9 protein-coding genes and 1 pseudogene are annotated in these 20,301 nt (G+C 29.9%); all 10 read right to left on the bottom strand.

Annotated elements, in window-relative coordinates:
- The 10 genes and pseudogenes from Lupro_RS13835 to Lupro_RS05790 all read right to left on the bottom strand — a co-directional run bounded on the left by Lupro_RS13835 (position 1) and on the right by Lupro_RS05790 (position 20,092).
- The gene (locus tag Lupro_RS13835; RefSeq protein WP_082703930.1) at positions 1-1,716 is read right to left on the bottom strand and encodes an HU family DNA-binding protein; all 1,716 of its coding nucleotides are present in this window, start codon (positions 1,714-1,716) and stop codon (positions 1-3) included.
- Positions 1,717-1,773: 57 nt separating this feature from the next.
- A pseudogene (locus Lupro_RS05830) lies at positions 1,774-1,995 on the bottom strand (HU family DNA-binding protein); the annotation flags it as partial.
- 1,820 nt (positions 1,996-3,815) lie between these two features.
- Positions 3,816-5,888, bottom strand: coding sequence for a fibronectin type III domain-containing protein (locus Lupro_RS05825; protein WP_068207213.1), 2,073 nt, complete (start codon positions 5,886-5,888; stop codon positions 3,816-3,818).
- 11 nt (positions 5,889-5,899) lie between these two features.
- Positions 5,900-11,932 (bottom strand): hypothetical protein, encoded by a 6,033-nt coding sequence (locus Lupro_RS05820; protein WP_068207210.1) that lies wholly within the window; start codon positions 11,930-11,932, stop codon positions 5,900-5,902.
- 11 nt (positions 11,933-11,943) lie between these two features.
- A complete protein-coding gene (locus tag Lupro_RS05815) occupies positions 11,944-13,641 on the bottom strand; it encodes a hypothetical protein (protein WP_068207207.1) in 1,698 nt (565 codons plus the stop codon).
- A 563-nt stretch (positions 13,642-14,204) separates the two neighbouring features.
- Positions 14,205-14,951 carry a LytR/AlgR family response regulator transcription factor gene (locus tag Lupro_RS05810; protein ID WP_068207202.1) on the bottom strand — a complete coding sequence of 249 codons (747 nt, stop codon included), beginning with the start codon at positions 14,949-14,951 and terminating at the stop codon, positions 14,205-14,207.
- The gene (locus tag Lupro_RS05805) at positions 14,944-17,889 is read right to left on the bottom strand and encodes a sensor histidine kinase (RefSeq protein WP_068207199.1); all 2,946 of its coding nucleotides are present in this window, start codon (positions 17,887-17,889) and stop codon (positions 14,944-14,946) included. The genes Lupro_RS05810 and Lupro_RS05805 overlap by 8 nt, the downstream gene beginning before the upstream one ends.
- Positions 17,890-18,081: 192 nt before the next feature.
- Positions 18,082-18,516 carry a hypothetical protein gene (locus Lupro_RS05800; protein ID WP_068207196.1) on the bottom strand — a complete coding sequence of 145 codons (435 nt, stop codon included), beginning with the start codon at positions 18,514-18,516 and terminating at the stop codon, positions 18,082-18,084.
- 108 nt (positions 18,517-18,624) lie between these two features.
- Positions 18,625-19,308 carry a putative metal-binding motif-containing protein gene (locus Lupro_RS05795; RefSeq protein ID WP_068207193.1) on the bottom strand — a complete coding sequence of 228 codons (684 nt, stop codon included), beginning with the start codon at positions 19,306-19,308 and terminating at the stop codon, positions 18,625-18,627.
- 4 nt (positions 19,309-19,312) lie between these two features.
- Positions 19,313-20,092, bottom strand: a complete 780-nt coding sequence (locus Lupro_RS05790) for a prolipoprotein diacylglyceryl transferase (protein ID WP_068207190.1) — start codon at positions 20,090-20,092, stop codon at positions 19,313-19,315.
- Positions 20,093-20,301: the final 209 nt, after the last annotated feature.

Genomic DNA, 20,301 nt, shown 5'->3' with positions numbered 1-20,301 from the left:
TTAATTGCAAATAATACTGATATGGTATGAATTCAAATTTTTATGGTTAACCACAGGGGTTATTTCAATTTCATAAGTACCACTAACATCAAAATTATAATGAATGGTTTCCCCGGTAAATTTAGCTACTTTATTTTGGGTTTTATTTTTAACAGTCCAATTATAACTTATAAGGTCAGTTTGATTTTTGCTAATTAAAAGTGGTGCAGTTAATTGAAATTTACTTTTTGAAATTTGAATAGTTTGATAATTTTGAACCTTTAAATATCGAGTATCTAAATCATTTGAAGGAATTACCTTGTTATTTTCTTTTGTTGTAATTTTTATAGGTTTTTTATTCTGAATTGTATTTTTTTTATCTCGTACGTTATTATCTCTAATTCTCTCTCTATATCTTTTATCAGCAGTTCTTAGTGTTCGTGCTTGTACTCTTTCATCACGTTTATTACTATATCTTTTGTCTCTAGTTCTAAGTGTTCGTGCTTTTACTCTTTCATCACGTTTAGCTCTGTATCTCTTGTCACTAGTTCTAAGTGTTCGTGCTTTCACTCTTTCATCACGATATCTTTTATCAGCAGTTCTAAGTGTTCGTGCTTGTACTCTTTCTCTGTATCCATTTCTAGCTCGTAAAGTTCTTTTTGACATTCTTTTGTCATTATCTTGAACAGAATTGTCTTTATGAATTTTAGTATTAGACTGCCTTAAAGAAGTTTCATCTACTTTAACAAATATCATGGTTGATTCTGTAGTGTAACCAGAAAGATTATTATTTGAATGTTGATTTTTTCTTGGTACTTTAGTTTTAAACTTTTTTTTGCGTTCTGTTGCATAACGTCTTAATGGCAAATTAATGTTATCTCCAGTATTTACTTCAACTTTAGCAGTTTGTTGAGAAGGATTCCAACAAAACGAACCGTGAGAATTTGTAACCCATTTTCCACCAGCCTTAAAGCATTTTCTTTTTTTGCTTCTAAATAGTTCATTGGTTGTATTTCCTTCTTGTTTAGATGTAGATAATTTCATCATACAATGGTATGATCCATCACTGCTTTCCCAAAAAGAGCCTCCATTTTCTAAGCATTCTTTTTTTGCTTTTCTTTTACCTCTTTTAGTTGTGCTATTACCATTTCCGTCACCTTTAGATTCAGGAGCCACAATAGAGTTTGTGTTGTTATTTCTACTAGCATCATGGTTTATGGCTCTAGTACCATTATTTTTGTCATCATTTCCATCACCTTTAGATTCAGGAGCAGTAATAGAGTTTGTGTTATTACTTCTACTTGCATCATGGTTTATGGCTCTAGTACCGTTATTTTTGTTATCATTTCCATCACCTTTAGATTCAGGAGCAGTAATAGAATTTGTGTTATTACTTCTACTTGCATCATGGTTTATGGCTCTAGTACCGTTGCTTTCACCATCCTTAACTTGATTTCTTTTTAAGGTAATATTTGAATATTTCGTTCTTCCTGGGCGCTTTCGTTTTAGGTTTAATTCTTCATCTTCGTTCAGATTGTTTCCTTGACTAGCACCAATTGTTTTACCCCCTTCTTTAATTCTTTTATTTATTGCAACGGGTACAATTAATTTTATACATTTTCCAGTATTTAATTTTTTAGATACTATAGACTCGAAAGCATTTAAAGCTTTCTTTGCATCGGCTTTAGATAAATTAGCATCTTTTGCAATAGCATCCACTAATTCGCCTTTATTCATTTGGGTTTTACCACTATTAACTTGAGTATCTTGAGAATTATTTATCCTTTTAGGATTTTTATAATCAGCAATTTTAATTGTTGCTCCAGTTTGAGGATTTCTACCAGTTCTAGCAGCTCTTGCTGAGATAGAATTCCCAAAACCAATTAATTGTACCGAGTTACCCTTTTTTAAGGACTTTGATAAGTTAGCTGTTAAAGCTTCAAGTGCTCTTTTGGCATCCGCTTTAGATAAATTAGCATCTTTAGCCATCGCATCAATTAATTCTGCTTTATTCATTCTTTTTAAAGAAGAACTATCCCTATCGTCACAATCGTTATCTGCATTATCTGATATTTCTAAACCAACTGATAATCCATCACCATCACTATCTTCGTCTAGTTTATTTTTTTCTTTTTTAATACCTCTTAACAAGGAGTTAGTGTTATCTCCAGTATTTACTTCAACTTTAGCAGTTTGTTGAGAAGGATTCCAACAAAACGAACCGTGAGGATTTGTAACCCATTGTCCGCCAGCTTTAAAGCATTTTCTTTTTTTGCTTCTAAATAGTTCATTGGTTGTATTTCCTTCTTGTTTAGATGTAGATAATTTCATCATACAATGGTAAGATCCATCACTGCTTTCCCAAAAAGAGCCTCCATTTTCTAAGCATTCTTTTTTTGCTTTTCTTTTCCCTCTTTTAGTTGTGCTATTACCATTTCCGTCACCTTTAGATTCAGGAGCCACAATAGAGTTTGTGTTGTTATTTCTACTAGCATCATGGTTTATGGCTCTAGTACCATTATTTTTGTCATCATTTCCATCACCTTTAGATTCAGGAGCAGTAATAGAGTTTGTGTTATTACTTCTACTAGCATCATGGTTTATGGCTCTAGTACCGTTATTTTTGTCATCATTTCCGTCACCTTTAGATTCAGGAGCCACAATAGAGTTTGTGTTGTTATTTCTACTAGCATCATGGTTTATGGCTTTAGTACTGTTATTTTCATCATCCTTTGCTTCATAATAATCGTATCCTTTTTTGGAACCAAAAGAATAACTCAATCCAATTCCAAAATTAGTAGTTTGTGGTTTTATGTTTTGTGTTGATGTTTCATAATCTATAGTTGCTGACCCAGTAGCAAATTTTAAATCTTCAGCATCAATAATGCCATTTCTATTGGTGTCTGTAATTTTGCTTCTTGAAAGGGTAATTCCATTAGAAAGTGCAGACATATAATTGGCTGTTACAGAAAGATTAAAATTTTGGCTTAGGTTATAACCTAATTTTATACCTGTTGAAAAGTAAGATAAACTTGAGTTTTTATCTGATTTCATTATTATTACAGGAGTAAAAATATCTATATTATTAACGTTTGAACTACTTTGAAGCTCAACAGAATTAACCGATTGTAAACCTATTTTGGAGGAAAATGTAGCACTAAAACTTCCAAAGTTTGTTTTATATTCTGGCCCAATTCCATAATAGATTTGCTTCCAGTTTTCAGAAGTATTTATTATTGGGATGTCAAGTGAATTTGTTGAATTGTTAAAATTGCTACTGGTTGGATTTGATATTTGCCCAAAAGAAACACCTATTCCAAAATTTGAAAAATAATATGCTCCAGAGATATGAATAAAGCTACCGTTTGCAGCAAAACTATCATCGCTAAAACTTGCTGAAGGAGTTGAAATACCTGAAGCTAAGCCAACGAAAAATGGAGTTGAGGAATTAGTGTTCAGTTTACTGTTATCCTTTTGTGAATAGGTAATTAAACTAATTCCGAAAAACAGAAGAGCTATAATTTTTTTCATTAGTAGATTTTTTAGTTAGTAATTTGTTTATTGTTGTTTTGGTATATATCAACATCATTTAATTTTGTTACCTTATTTAGTGGTTTTTTTATTTCAAAAGAAGCCACTATTTTAGTGTAACAAGTGTTACAATGTACAAAATTATTTTAAGGTGTAGTTTTTTTGTTTATGGCTAACAAGTTTGTTTTATAGGAATCAACATCAAACTCTTTTTTAACAAGAGTTTGATGTTGATAAAATGTTTAGTTAAGTCTATTTTTTAGTAATAGGTTATTTTTATAAGCCCAAAAATAAAAAAGGATGATTTATTGAATGCTAATTAGTTTGCTAATTTTAGATTTACCACCATCTTTTGTAATAACTTTTACGGCATAAACAGCAGGTTTATTAGCTGATTTTTCTTTAAAAAACAACTCGCTTGTGTTTTTGTATTGAACCAAATCACCATTTTTATTTTGTTTATAAATTAAAAATAGTGTTTGTTTGTTTTTGAGTTGATATTTCCAAGTAATAATTATGTCGTTTTTATTTTGTTGTATTCTTAAATCTTCAACTGGAGGGCGAACACCAGTATCATAAGGTTTTCCCATAACTAGAATTGCGAACTCAGATTTGTTATCACTGTCATCAATAGCTTGCAATGTGTAATAATATTTAGTTCCTTTTTCTACATTTTTATCAATATACGTTTTTTGATTATTTTTTAAAGTTGTAAGTAGTTCCCATTTATCTTTAAGGTTTAATTTACGATAAAGAAGTTGCTGTTTCACATCACGACTTTTACTTAAAGAAAATCCGAGTTCAACAAAATCTTCACCTACTTTTACTTTTTTAAATACAGGCGTTGTAGGTGGAATTATATCTGGTCTTTTTACTTTTAAAATATCCGAAAACTTAGAGGTATTATGGTTAAAATCTAAGGCTTCGGCTCTATAATAAATATAAGGAGTTAATGATTTAAGTGTAATCGTATCACTAAAAACGGTTTGTACGTTATTTTTAAGACTGTCTAATGATAAAAAGCCTTCTTGTATTGGAGAAAACTCATGTTTAGGACTATTTGATCTGTAGAGTCTGTAACCCATTAAATCAGGTTCTTTATTTTTTTGTATGTTAATGGTAACAACACCAGTGGAATCAATTTTTCCATCTATAAAAATTGGCTTTACTGGAGGGATAGAATCTATAAGTGTTACCGAAATTGGAAATGAAGAACTTACATTATTGGCTGTATCTAAAGCTTGAATTAAGTAATAATTACTTTTTCCTTTGATAAAGCTTTTATCAATAAATTTTCTAGCGGTACTAGGTAGTAATTTATCATTAATTAATGAAAAATATCCATCATTTTTATTAGACCTTGAAATGGCAAAACCTTTAAAATCTTTAGCAATAGGAGCTTTCATTTCCCATTCAATAAGAACTTCGTTTGGTTTTATGTGTTTTGGTTGTTTTAAAAATGGTTTTTGCGGAGGTGTTAAATCACGGGGCATACCGGTTACTTCTGCAAATTTAACACGTTCACCAAAAATGGTTTGAGCATAAAATAGGTAAGTATATTTTTGATAATTCACCAAACTATCTTCACTAAAACCATTACGTTTAACTCCTTTATAGTTTTTTCCTCTAACAGTGTAAATTGGGGCATCATTTAGTTTTTTGAACTTGCCGTTTATTTTACGTTCAATGTCAACACCTGATAAATAAGGATGGTCTTCCCAAATAAAACCTAATTTAGTATCTCCAGTTTTTATATATACCTTATTTTTATAAGCAGATTTATTGTTTGTTGTTTGAAGCGTTACAGGAACAGATTCAATTTTATAGATGGATGAATTTCCGACAAGTTTCACTTTATAGGTATATTTCTTTCCCAATAGAACATTTGTATCTACGTAAGCAAGACCTAAACCTTTAGCAGCATCTGCATTTTTTATAGCAGTTAAAATAGATACCATAAATTGAAAATCTTCATCTGCTTTTTGTTGTTTTAAATTTGCAATACCTTTAGTAAAATCAAGGTTTCCTCCCTTTTTTTCTTTACTAGAGATATAAAAATCTTGTGATATTTCAATTTGTATTTTTTCTTCTTCTGTTTTTGCTTGTTGCATTGCAATTGCCCATTCTTCTTCAGAAAAAGGCTTTGTTCTTGTAATTTCAGTGAATTTTTTTGAATTCCCTTCGGCTCTTTCTAAAATAAACCCAGATTGAAGACCTAAGTCTAAAATATTTTTTCTATCAGGGAAAAAACGCAATTCTACTCCTTGTGTTGTATAACGTGCGGCAACTTTAATTTTGCTTATTGGTTTTTCTTGGGCTTTTACAAAAGAAATATTTATAAAAATGCCTATTATTAATATTTGATTAAGAAGTTTCATAGGTATTATTTTTAGTAATTATATAGAATATTGTTTGCTGTTAAACTTGCGTCTCCAGTTCTAAATTGTTTAATAATTGTTTGGCTTACAGGAGTTCCATTATTTTTAAGAGCATTTACCCAGTTTGAACCATTCCACTCTTTTAGAGTAGCAGTTACGGTAAATTTATAGTTTTTATCAGCAGTAAGTGAATTTACAATTGGAGCTGGATCAGGAGGTAAATCATCATAGTCATTAGATATTTCTGGGGCAGGATAAATAACTAATTGAGATAAGTTTACTGTTGTTTTGGATGCAGGTATAGTTACGGGTGTATAATTTGCAGGAGCAGTATAAACACCTGAGGCTGCTGTGGTAGCAACTGGCAAATTTCCAGCTCCTCCTCCTGGAGGAAATGAATTTAATTGAGCTGATGCCGTAACAGTAATAGGAGCTGTTTTAGTGTATAAATATTCGCCTAAATTATTTTCGTTTGTTGTTAAACTTACCCCAGACCAAACTCCTGTTGCATCATCTTTAATCTGTAAATTTTTAGTTACAACCATTTTAAATGTGCGCATGATAACAGTACCATTTGCTTGTTGTTCTGAAACATCAAAAACTTCATCAGGATTTAACCCAAACTTCACCGCAAGAGGTTCATCAATAGGGAAATTAAACGAATTCTCAGGATGGATATATTGTATTAAAGCATTTTCTTGATCAGCAGCAGCATCACCTTGCGTTACAGGAGCACCAGTTCCTGCACTACCATTTCCACAAGAAGTTCCTTTTTCAAAATCTTTGTGAAAGTTAAAAGAAATTAAATCAAAAACTGTAATTGAACCATCAATAGCACCAGCTACATAATACGGATTAGGAAATTCACCTGTAATCCAAGCACCAGCGGCTAAACTTGCAACGGTTGTATTCCATTTAACGGATCCATTTCTTTTATATTTTTTTACACCTGCTGCAGCCATACCATACATTCCTAAACTACCTTTTGCACGCCAACCATTAATGCCAACAGGAGTATAGCCTCCACAACTTCCTAAATACTCCATATACGAAAGGTGTAATTCTGCTCCAGCTGCTAATGCAAAACTTAATACATGTTTTTTGTTACCATTATTGTAATCTGTCAATTGTTTTTCACCACTTTTATCAAACATAAAACCTATTCCAAGAGCAAATCCTTTTCCAGCTGCTGTATTACTACCTACACCTCCAGTTGCTGCTCCTCCTGCACTTGGATAAACACCAACGGCATTGTAATAATTTGTTTTAAATGTATTTGTAAAACCGCCTGGGTAAGGAATAGAATTTCCAAACATTAAATATTCATACAAACTAACACCAAATACGTTTACAGTATTTAAATTGGCAGGTTCTCCAAATTTAAAATACCATAAATTCGTTTTTCCATTAATATCTAGCACTAAACTCATTGGGCTAGGGGTTGTAATAGGTGATGCATTTACATTTACACTAGCACTCATATTAAAGTGTTTTTGTGGGAAATCATAATCTACAGTAAGCGTTCCATCAATTTTAGCATTGTTTCGTTTAGCAAAGCCAGCACCAACATAAAAATCACCTGTAAAACCAATATAAGTCATACCTCCACTATTAGAGAATGTTCCTAATAAACCAACATCAGCGTTGAATGTTTCTTCTTTTGGTGTGGTAGCCATTACTGCTTTTGCTCTAAAACCGAAGGAAGATTTTTTTGGTGTAAACGTATAGGTATTTCCTGATAGGGTTGCTTCCATATTTTTAAATGCGCCACCTCCAAAACCACGGAATGCCATACCAGGTAAGAATGTTATTCCTGGAGCAGGAAATGTTGCTTCAGCTTCTACTCTCCAGTATCTGTATCTACTCATACTTAAATAGGTTGTGTTTCCAAATTCTGCTAAAGCATCAACTTTTATTCCTGGGCCTTTAAATTCGGCACTAAGTGTTCCTATAAATCCATCTCCAAAAACAGGATCGTCATTTCTAAATCCAATGGCTCCTTTTATTTTAACGGCAGCCATATCAGCTTGAATTGCGATGGAATCTATGACTCCTCCAATAAAATTTGGAACAAACTTTTTTCCGCCACTACCAGAATCATCATTTATTGAAAATTCAGCACCTAAGGTGGTCATTCCTCCAATTTTTGATGATAAATTAAAAATCACATCAAAATTAAGTTTTCCGTGTAATAGTTGGTTTCCGGTTGCAGTCATTGTTGTGTAATCTATATTATCAATGGTAACTGGAAAGTTTGCCATTCGCTTTTGTGGACTTGCAAATGACCATTCACCAGAGTCAAAAGTTAATTTATTTGAAGTAAGGCTAGAGTCGTAATCAAAGCCAACACCTTCAAACCCAATTTCTAAATTAATTTCTTTTACAGGGCCTATTTCTGCATCTTCCCAAGTAAAATCACCATTTAATTCCATAGTGAATGTTTTTTTGTCTTTATCAAAATAACCTGAGAGGTTGGATGTATCATCTAAATTGAAGGTTCCTTTTAATAAATCTGCATTTATAGGTTGATCTGGAGTTAAAGTAATTTGAAAGTTTTTATTTGCTGCAGGATCAAGAGGTACATTAAAAAGTGCGGTATAAGCTAATGAGTCATCTAAACTATTTCCATCACTTACAGGTATTGCTATTCTACCTTCAACACCAGCTTCAACAAAACTACTGGATAAAATTTCTAAATAAACACGATCTATACTTGCGGCCATATCACCAATTTCAGCATCTCCAAAAACTACCAAGTTTTCAATTTCAGCTTCTAGTGTAATTCCTGTATCATCAATAATCATATCATTTATGCTTATTTCAATGGGATCTCCGTTTGGAGTATTCATTTTGTTTGGTGAGAACTTTAAAGTGAGCTCTTCCATATGGAAACCTCTAAATAAGTTAGTTGTTTCACCAGTGTAAATTGGAGGGAAATCAATTGCTGGAGCATTTGCAACATCAGACCAATCATAAGAAATATTATTGGCTAAAATGATGAAATCATGAGAACCTGAATCTGTTGGGACTCCTGAGTCTGGCTCAGGGATTGTACTTGATATAACAGATTCTTCTAGATTTCCAATAAAAATTAAATCTCCCCAAGCACTTCCTGTAGCAACTAAATTTGCTTTTGCTTTTGAAGTACCATCATCAGGTAATGGAATTAACCATTCACGTGTAAAATTAGCATCTAATTCAACGCCATAGGCTGAAAACCCAAATTCATCCCATTCAATATAACATCCTGGATTATTTGCAGAAGGAGCTCTAAATGTGAATGTTATTTTTTCATTGATATTCCCAACAGTTATATCTTCAACAAGTTCCAATCTTTCAGGTGGAAACTCAGGTGAATTAGGGTGATACTGTATGTTTAAAGCTTTAAAACCAATTAATTGAGTGTCTCCCCAATCTGGAGGTGTTGTTTTGGCTGCTATTAAATTAAATTCAGATTTATCAGCTCTAAAAACCATTTCAGTGATTGCTAACTGATCTCCACTAGGAAAATTTAAACCTAAAGGAACTTTTACGGGCATTATTGAACCTATTGCAGGGTCATAATCTATTTCTTGGCCTGTAGTGTTTTCTACCCAATTTATAATGCTTTCTACATTAATATTATTTAATGCAATTCCTCCTGCCCAAGCAAAAGGATAGGTAGGTGCGGTGTCATGAACTTGAGCTGTTATAAACCCTGAAACTAAATTATTATTGCCATCAATAGTTATGTCAGTAAATTCAACAGTCATGTCAGATTTTATCCAATCAATATATACAGTTCCTGTTCCAGAATATGGTCCTGGAGCATCACCTTCTAGCGTTGTTGTTATAATTTCAAATTCTCCTTGTCCGTTTACATGTTCTCCAGCAAAAATACTTTCACCTAAAGCTAAATCTCCTGTTCCAACAGGCCCCGTATTAAGTGCTAATAATTCTGGAGAGACTGCAATACATTTAACAGTTATACAGCTAGGTTCATCATCTCCATCTTCAGGAAACAGCGGGGCAATTGTAAAAGTTGCACAAATTTCTTCAGGTATTTCGTGATCTATGGCATATTCGTGTATAAAAGGGCCTTCATTAACAATGGATTGGTTACTATGTTCTTCATCCCAATTTAAAGTTACGGTTATACTGTGTGTTTCTAGACTGTAATTTTCATTACAGGATAACAAGTAATCACGATAAGCTGTTACTCCTCCTAATGTTAAATTACGTGGATTATTTTCAGGTTCAGTTTGAAAAATATTTAATTCAGGTTCGGTTAAACTTAAATTAGTACAATTACAATCGCTAGATATTTCTATTCCATTTTTGAAATTTTCAGTTATTGGTACTTCATAGTTAACAATACAGGTTTGATTTTCGGTTGTTTCACTTATTTGATTTTTAGTTGTTACACTCAAAGGTTTTAATTCAAATAATAATTCAATGGTAGCAGGCATATCATCAATAGAAAGATACGTATGTTCTGTATTTGGACTTGCTGAATATATTAGCGGTGTACCGTCACCCCAATCAATTGTTGCATTTATTGTAAAATTTTCAGGGTTATTTGCACAACCCAATACATAGTTTTTATAGGATTCATAATCTATAAGTTGCATTTTTAAGGGGCTTGTTTGTGCGTCTGATTGAGCTATAAAAACTAGTGGTTCTGGAGTGGTGTTTTCTTCACAATTGCAATTATCTTTTTCATTATAAATTTCATTCAGAAATTCTTCTGGTATATCTTTGAAAAATACCATGGTGCATTTATAATTTAGTAGTTTGTTAACTACGGTAACTTCTATTTGTAATTGCTCTGTTTTTTCGCAAGCCATAATTAAAGCGTGCGTGTTAAAAGTGTGACTTCCTACATCGCCACTAGATGTAAAAGTATCAAGATCAGGTGTATGTGTGGCATCAAAACCAATACGAGTTTTAAATTGCCAATTTCCAAAACTGTATGCAGGATTTCCTTTAGCTTCAGGTACATTAGACATACAAGATCTTATCATATTTTGTAATGTTAATAAACCTGAAACTTCAATTACTGTTTTTCCGCTAGGATTATTAAATAAATTTAGTGGTAAAAAGGACGCATCAATTACATCACCATTGAAACATTCACAAGACTCATTTTGTTTATTGTTTTTATTGGTTGTATTTTCAGAATCTCCATAAACGATTTTATCATCTTCTCCGTTTTCACTAGAGCGATTATTTATTTTTACATTAAAAGTACCTACTTTAATAAAATTATTTTCACCAGATTTGTAAGGATTATCATTAAAGGTTACGGGTTTAATACTCCAAACATATTGTGTATCTTCATCAGGTGTATCAATATCTGTTGGCCAGTTAAATTGTGTGCCAGCTATTATTTCTTCTTCAACTATAGGGTAGTTTACATCAAATGCTCGTGCGGGAGTTTGTTTACCTTTAACTTCACTAATTGCAATAATGTATTTTATACCCTCATCGCCTGGAGGAGTTGGAGCAATAGGAGACCAAGTAAATATGGTTGAAGGTAGGTTTTGTGCTAAAATTGTGGTGTTTTCAATTGGTGAAATTAATTCAGGTAATTGATAATCTGTAATTAACATTGGTTTACAAACACTTTCTAGCCTTGTTAACGGTTTTCCTTCTAAATCAATAATAGAAACACAAAAAGAATAATTTCCAGCAGGTAGTAACCCGGTTTGAATTACTGTTTTTTCTATATTCCCATAAAATCTCAAGGCATTATAAGGTACAATTTCATCTGCTAAGAATGTTTCAGAACCAAAAGGTAAATACATAATTGGCATTTGACTTGTTTTAGTTTCAACAACTAATTCACCGTCTTTAAATATTTTAGTTTGAATTTTATATTCAAAATCTACATATTTTTCATTAGTATTAACAATTGTTAGTAGTGCTAATTCAGTTCTGTCAACCCATTCTGAAATTTCAGGATTTGGATTGGAATCTACATCTAAATTAATTGTAATTTCTTGGGCATTTACTTTTAAGAAAATACCTAGAAATATAGCGAATAAAATATTTATTTTTTTCATGTGTATCAATTTTAAAATTTTTGTAAAAATGCAAATTGCATTCTCTGTTCATTTGTAATAGCATTGGGTCTTGAGGAACCATATTTGTAGTTATTCAATCTATATGATAAATTAAATTGAAGTTTTTTTGTTATTTTATATTTTGCTTTAAAACGGATGCTAAACCTATGGTCTGTTGTAAAGTTATCGCGCGTAATATTTGATAGGTTTAATCCAAGTGATGGACTTAATTTTTTATCAAAAAACTTATAACTAACAGTTGTTCCGTAGTTGCTCATTTTTATGGTACTTAAGGGCATTTCATTATTAAAAAATAAGCTAATAAAATTAATATTTAAGGGTATTTCTTGGAACATTAAATTATAGTTTAAACTTAAATTTTTTGATTTAGTAGCTACAAATGAATTGCTAATAGCATCAAATTGATCAAAAATATTAAGGCTTCCATTTACATTAATTTGATGATTTATTTTTTCAGATTTAAATTTATAGGAGGGAGATAATGAAAAGGAGTTATTAATCATTTCAATTCTAATTAAATTATTTATTTCGTTATTATTAAATCCAAAATTTGAATAATTTGCATTTATTGAAAAAGTTTCACTTACTTGTGAAAACACGTTAATATTACTTATTACTCGCTTTGTACTTTGTAAATTGGTGTTTTTAACATTATTTCTTCGAATACCAAACATTCCATTAATTGATGTTTTATCTTTAAATAATTTAAAGCTCGATTTTATTTTATAATCTAGAACATCTTTTTCAATATTTCTGTAGCCAACAGGAACAAAGCCAGAACCGATATATCTTATTTCACCACCAACTGTAATTTTTTTAGAAATATAATCTAATGAAGAAACATGAGAAATATCCCCTTTACTGCTTGCATTTATTGTAATAATATTATTAAGAGATTCAATTGTAGGGTTGTTTATTGAAAAAGAATTGTTTAAGTTGGTTGTGAAAATTGACGCAGCGGTTTCCGTTTTAAATAATAATTTTTCTTTTATTTTAAGCTCAATTAATGAAGAGGTTGTAAGTCCTTCAATAGGAGTATCATATAGAGGTGTATTAATAACTGAATTTATATCATCCTTTACTTTTACAAAATTTAATGTAATTTTTGTGCCTTCAATTTTACCATAACCTATTCTTGTTGCTAGTATTTCCTGTTTATATGCTCCAATTATATTTAGGAATAAATCAGATTCAATAGCTCGTTGTGATAAACCATAGTTTGCTGAAAAAATAAACTTTTCTGGATTTAATTCTATTCCTATTCCAAAAATAGGAGTATCTCCTGTTGTAAGCTCTGAATAACTAGGTGTTTGTGTTCCTAAATAACCTTTTATCCATTTATATTCAGGATTAATACTAATATTATTTCTGGGGTTTTGGATAAAATCTATTAAATTTTCTTCGGGTAGTTCAGGTAAATTATACAATGTTTTTTGATTGCTAATACTTATTCCAAAAGGAATTGACAGGTATTCTCCAATTTGCAGGGTAGCATTAATGTTTAACCTTAATTCGTTGTCTAGATATCTTGGTCTAAAAGTTGGATAATTTTGTTCGGAATAATTATACGTATCATAAAAAAGACCAATATTTCCGTTAAGAGTTATCGCTCTTTCTTTTTCTTGGGCAAATATTATAGCACTAATAAAAAGTAGCACTATTACTAAATTATATTTAATAGTATTCAAGGTTCGTTTTTTTAATTATATAAATTTTATTTCAATTTTGTTACCTATTATATTGAAATTGTTCTAAAGGTAAATTCAAAAATATAGTTGTATTGTTTAAAATAAAATAGTCATTCGATAAAATAACTGTTTGATTAGATTATGAGAATTAGTTATTGTATAAGAAGATGAAAGTCTATAATTTTCCATCTATATATAATTTTTGTCACAAAAACAGAAGAGTTATAATTTTTTTCATTAGTAGATTTTTTAGTTAGTAATTTGTTTATGATTGTTTAGGTATATATCAACCATCATTTAATTTTGTTACCCTATTTAGCAGTTTTTTAATTTCTAATTAGAGATTGTTATTACAATTATACGAAATTATTTTAAAATTATTTTATGGTGTTGTTTTAAAGCTCAATAGCAGTTTTGGTGTTCTTAAATATATAGTTAACACAACAAAACGCCATTAACTTTTAGTTAATTGATGTTGTGGTTTTATTTTTAAATTGCTAAAAGCGTTTAGGACTTCTTAAACGTATATTGAAAGTGTAATATAAAGAGGACTTAAGTGATAATTAATTGTTTCTAATTTTTTCTAAAAACTCGATGCGTCTTATTTTTGAAACTGGAATTTTATCATTATTAGTTAATACAATATAACCTTCATTTAAATATTCTTTAATAAAACTTATATTAATAAAATGAGATTTATGCACTAAGTAAAAATTGTGTAAAGCAGTTGTTTTAGTGAATTTTCCAATACTATACGAACTTAAAATAGTAGTTTTATTTGTTAAAATAATTTTAGTATAACCATCTATGCCTTCAAAACGAATAATAGCATCGGTTTTTATAAAGCTCAACCCTTTTTGAGTAGGAATTACAATAACTGAGTTGCCATTTGAGACTAAGTTTTCTAAAAGTTGTCTGTTTTTTTCTAAAGCACTTTTTTGATTAATATTCTTTAAAGCATTTTCAATAGCAGCTTTTAATTCATCATTATCTATAGGTTTTACAATATAACCAATGGCACAATGTTTTATGGCGTCAATAGCATATTCGTTATAAGCGGTTACAAAAATAATTTCAAAATTAGGATTTTCAATTTTAGACAACACGTCAAAACCACTTAAAACAGGCATTTCAATATCTAAAAATAAAATATGTGGATGGTTTTTGTTTATTTCTTCAACTGCTTTTTGTGGGTTTTGAAATTTATGGGTTATATTAATGTTTGGGAAATATTTAGACACTTTTAAAGCTAAACTTTCCAAGGCATTTTTTTCGTCATCAACAATTATTGCTTGTATAGTATTACTCATTATTTGTAAAAGTTAGTTGAACAATTGTACCCGTTGAATTTTGCAATTCTTGAATAGAATACGTTATAAACCACGCTTTAGATTGGTTCAATAATTCTATTCTGTTTTGAATGATTTCACTAGATTTTGAAATGTGTGTTTTTATCGAGTTTTCTCTTATTTCTTTGGCTTTTTTAAGCCCAACACCATTGTCTGATATTTTTACAACAAAATCATGCAAAGGGTTTTTTAAAAATTCAATTTTAATTAACCCTTTACCTTCATTATGAAATAAACCGTGATTAACCGCATTTTCAACAATGGGTTGTAAAAGCATTGTGGGGATTTTTTGTTCGTTTAAATTTAGTGTTTTATCAATGTTAAATTTGTAGTTGAAATCTTTGCCAAAACGCATTTTTTCAACTTCTAAGTAATTTTTTAGTAAAGAAATTTCCTGTTCTAAAGTTATAAATTTGTCTCTTGAAAAATCGAAGAATTTACGAATCAATCTAGAAAATCGCACTAAATATTTTTCAGATAATTCAATTTCATTTTTTGTGATGTAATATTGAATAGCATTTAGGGAATTAAACACAAAGTGAGGGTTCATTTGTGATCGTAACGCATGCAACTCATATTCAGCTAATTGTTTTTGTGTATTTAATTTTGCTGTTTTTTTAGCTAATTCTCTATTTCTAATTTTGAGTAATAAAAAGCTTAAAAACACTAATATTAGTAGTGAAATTCCAATTTTTGAAATAGTGTGTTGATACCATAAAGGTGTTATTCTAAATGTGTAATTTTTAGTAATCCCCTGTGCTTCTAGTTCTAAATTATAGTTGTTTGGCGGTAAATCAGTAAAGTTTATAGTTGTAGATGTGGTATTAATCCAGTTTTTTTGAACGGGTGATAGTTTGTAGTTGTAATTTAATTTTGAAACATTTTCATCAAAATTTATACTTGAAACTGAAAATGTAATAGTGTTATCATTTTTATAGTTGAAAGTTGAATTTTCCCCTGTTATTTTTTGATTATTATAGTTAGCGTTTTCTAAATATATGGTTAAAAATTGTGATATATTTTCTTGGTCTTTTGGAAGTATTACAATACCATTATTGGTACTCGCTATAATTTTATTTTTACGAATTAAAATATCATTAACAATATTTGAAGGAAGGCCATTGTTTGAATTTAATTTTTTTATGAATTTGTATGTTTCCTTAATTTTGGTGTATTTTAAAATCCCTTCATTGGTAGCTAACCAAATATCATTAGTATCAATAAAAGCATTTTCAACGGTTAAAAATTCAGAATTTGGTAATTGAGTTATGGTATTAAAATTGGAAATGTAACTCCCAAAACCATCCGTATTTATTAAAAACTGGTGAGAAGAAATTTTATTTAAAGATAAAATAGATTTGTTAAAATGATTATTGTTTAATTTCACGTCAATTATACGATCGTTTTTTAATTCTTTTAAACCATTATTAGTAGCAATTAATAACTGGTTGTTAAAAGCAAATAAATAGTTACAGCCAGATTGTAAATATTCTTTTTCTATTGTAAAAGTTTTGGTGTTTAGTTTATTAACCCCAAAAGCAAATATACTGTATAAATTCGTATTGTGATAAATGAGTTGGTTAGCAACACCATTTAAAAATTCACCTGATTTTCTATAATCAACTGTTGTTAGTTTTTTATTTTTGAAATAACGTAGTTTATAATTTGAGGGAAAAAACACGGTGTTTAGTTCTTTAATTTCTTTAACTCTAAAAGGGAATTCTTCTTCTTTTAAAAAAAGGTTAAATTTATTTGTTACTGTATCCATTTTATAAAACCCTTTATTAAAGCAAGTTGTATAAATTCCGTTATTTGTAACACTTAATCTCCCGGTTTTTTGATTGTTTAATGAATAACTAACAGTGCGTTTCACATAAGGAAGTTTGTAAACTCCGTTTGAAAAAGTAGCAAACCAAATAGCGTTATTTTTATCAATTAAAGCAAAGTGTGATTTTAGTTCACTCGGAAAGTAAAAAGGATCTTTAATATGTAGTTTATCGTCTAAAAACCCAACAAATCCAGCCCCTGTTATTTGTAATTTGTTGTTTATTAAATTAATACGTGCGTGTTTTACAGTTTCTAATCCTATTTCATCTTTAAATAAGAAATTCTTTAATTTTAATGTATTAAGGTTTAAAATTAAATACTCTTTTTCTGAAACCCAAGTAAATAAACTATCGGTAATTTGCCCTCTTACAGAAAGGTGTTTCAATAAGTTGCGTACAGCAATCTGTTTAATAATAGTATTTTTTTTATTAATAATATTTAAAGTGTCTTGTTTGAAATTAATTGAAATTTGACTTATTTTTTTGTTGTAAATGATTGTTTTATCTATAATTTTAGTCTTGTTAAATTCTTGCACTTCCCATTTTCCATTAATAAGTTTATACGTATTTTTAGGTCCTGTTGGGTAAACATTATTTCCAATTTGGCTTGAAAAAATAGGATTTATTATTTTCTCATCATCATTATTTGGAAAAGAATGCACACTGTCATTTTCTATATAGCCAAGTTTTGAAGCTTTTGATAAGTACCAAAGTTTACTGTCGGGTGTTGTAAAACCATCCCATGCATCATTATTAGGTAAGCCTTGCTTTGTGGTAAATACTTTAAAATTGTTACCATTAAATTTCACCATTCCTTTATCGGTTAAAAACCAAATAAAATCATCGGAATCTTGTAAAATGGTGTAAATATGATTGCTAGGTAAACCGTTCTTTGTTGTGTAATTGGTATATTTTTGAGCAAATGAAATAGTAAAAGTAAAAAGTAACATAAAAAATGCAATTCCTTTTTTTACTATACTTTCTGACTTCTTTAAAAATATAGTATGAACAGAAAAAAAACCCCATATTAATAATGTGAAAATAATAGTACTATGGAGTTTCTTGTGTTTCAAATAGCAAGTTTAATTAATTCTTCTTATAGATTATTTTTTAGTTTTTTTTGAATAAACATCTTCTGATGTTGGTAAATTTACAATTTTTATCACCGTTTTTTCTTTTAAAATTATTTACCCTTTTTAGGTTTTAATTTCTAAATTTAAAACCTACACTGTTTTAGGGCTTTCAGTTTATTTCTAACTTAATTGTTAAGGATTTACACTATCAATTACAACGCAATATTCTGCTTCAACATTGTTAGCAGTTACATCAAACCTAAATTCTTCTCCTACTAAAGTACCAGCTCTTTGACAAGTAACTGTAACTGGATATGTATTACCATTGATAAGTAAATTTATATTTTCAGTAGCTCCTACAGTAACTGCATTTGTTGTAAATACTACAAAAGGGTTTCCTCCATAAATTTCTACTGCTGCAATTCCTGGGCCGCCATTATTTGGAAAAAAATCTGTTACTAAATCTGTTTCTGGTATTAAAGTTTGTGTATTGTCATTAGTATCTAAAAAAGTAAAACCTTCATAATTACATGCCGTTTCGTTTGCTGCATTACCGTTGTCGTTATCACAATTTATAAGTGCGCATGTTACTGTAAATAATAAGAGTGTTTTTAGTAATTTTTTCATTTTTATTTAATTTTAAATTGTTGTTATGCTCTTTGTCAATAAAATACCCGTTGCGCGTAATTAGTTTTTAATAATTATACACAACGAATTTATATAGTACTTTATATTTTAATATCCTTCATCAATCAAACCATCACAATCATCATCAATACCGTTGTTCTTCTCCTGTGCATACGGGTGAATTTCATCGTTTGTATCATCACAATCTATGTTGTTGGTAACACCTTGTGCTGCAGCAAAGGCAGTTGATCCATAACCATCACCATCAGCATCAATATAATATTCAACAACATCTATATTTCCATCGCAATTGTCATCTATACCATTTCCTGCAATTTCATCAGCTAAAGGATTTATCGCAGCATTGTCATCATCACAATCAGCATCGTTAGTTGCATAATTATCGGGTGTATTAGCACCTAAATCTAAATCAAGAATCACTGGACTTCCAGCTCCAAAGCCATCACCATCTTTGTCTGCATAAAAAGTATACCCATATAAGTCATTACAATCTTCATCAATAGTATTATCTGGTATTTCAGTTGCTTCTGGATATATAGTTGCATTACTGTCATCACAGTCTGAATTGTCTCTTACATAGTTTGAAGGAGCATTATTATTGGTTGCTACAACCGGATTTTCATATGAATCTCCAAATCCATCTAAATCTGTATCAGGCCACCAATTGTAGCTATATTCGTCTGGATCTCCCGTACAGGCTGGCCCAATTATAAATATGGCTATTATTAATAAAGTTATAGGTACTCCAATGTTTAAAATACTTTTTTTCATTTTTTTAGTTATTAAGGATTAATTTGTTTTTCGTTTTTAATTTTTTGTAAAAGAATAATGATGTAAGTAAGATTAGTAGCGCTATAAATTGAGAGTGAGATAGAATTTCTTCAATAATAAAACCTCTTTTATCTCCTCTAAAAAGTTCTAATATTGCTCTTGAAATTGCATACATTCCAATATAAAGCAAGAATAATTGCCCTTTAAATTGTTGATGTTTTTTTATATAAAGAAGCAAAATTGCTAATAAAATTAAGGTAGTTGCTTCGTATAATTGAGTTGGATGTACAGCTACATTATTTGATGTAGGAAACACAATACCAAATAAGCTATTTGTTGGGGAACCATAACAGCAACCAGCATTAAAGCAACCAATTCTACCAATACTATGTACTATTATGGTGGTAATTGCTAAAATATCTAGCATTGGTAATACCGATATTTTTCGCTTTTTTAAATACCAAATAACAATTGGAATAGTGGTTATAAACGAACCATAAAATACAAATCCGCCAGAAAAATTATCGAGCATCAATTTTGGGTTACTCCAAAAATGTACAGGCCTTTCTAAGTAGAAAAATAATTTTCCACCAATAAAACCAGCTATAAAAATAATGTAGAAAAATGTGTTTGGTAGGTTAATTATGTTTAAGTCTTTTTTTGCTCTCCATTTTGTATAAAGCGAGGCTAATAATGTACCAATAACAATGCAAAATGCATAGGTGTAAACAGTTACATTATGGGTGTAAAAAGGTAAATAAAAATTAAACAATTCTGGATGCATGTGGGTTTGCTATTTGTAAAACAAACTTATTAAGAAAGGGTGCTTTAAAAAATAGCTATTAGATTAACTAACCTTTTGATTCGATAAAGTTTTTAAATTTAGGGTTGTAATGTATAGTTCTTTTTTCTTTCAACAGAATAAAAAACCCTCAAAAAACAAATCATGTTTTTTGAGGGTTTTTTGAGAGAAATAAACGTTGTTTTAAAAAA

It is taken from the genome of Lutibacter profundi (genome assembly GCF_001543325.1).
Lineage (GTDB): Bacteria > Bacteroidota > Bacteroidia > Flavobacteriales > Flavobacteriaceae > Lutibacter > Lutibacter profundi.
The sequence above is the reverse complement of the archived record's forward strand: the minus strand, read 5'-3'. Positions and strand labels throughout refer to the sequence as shown.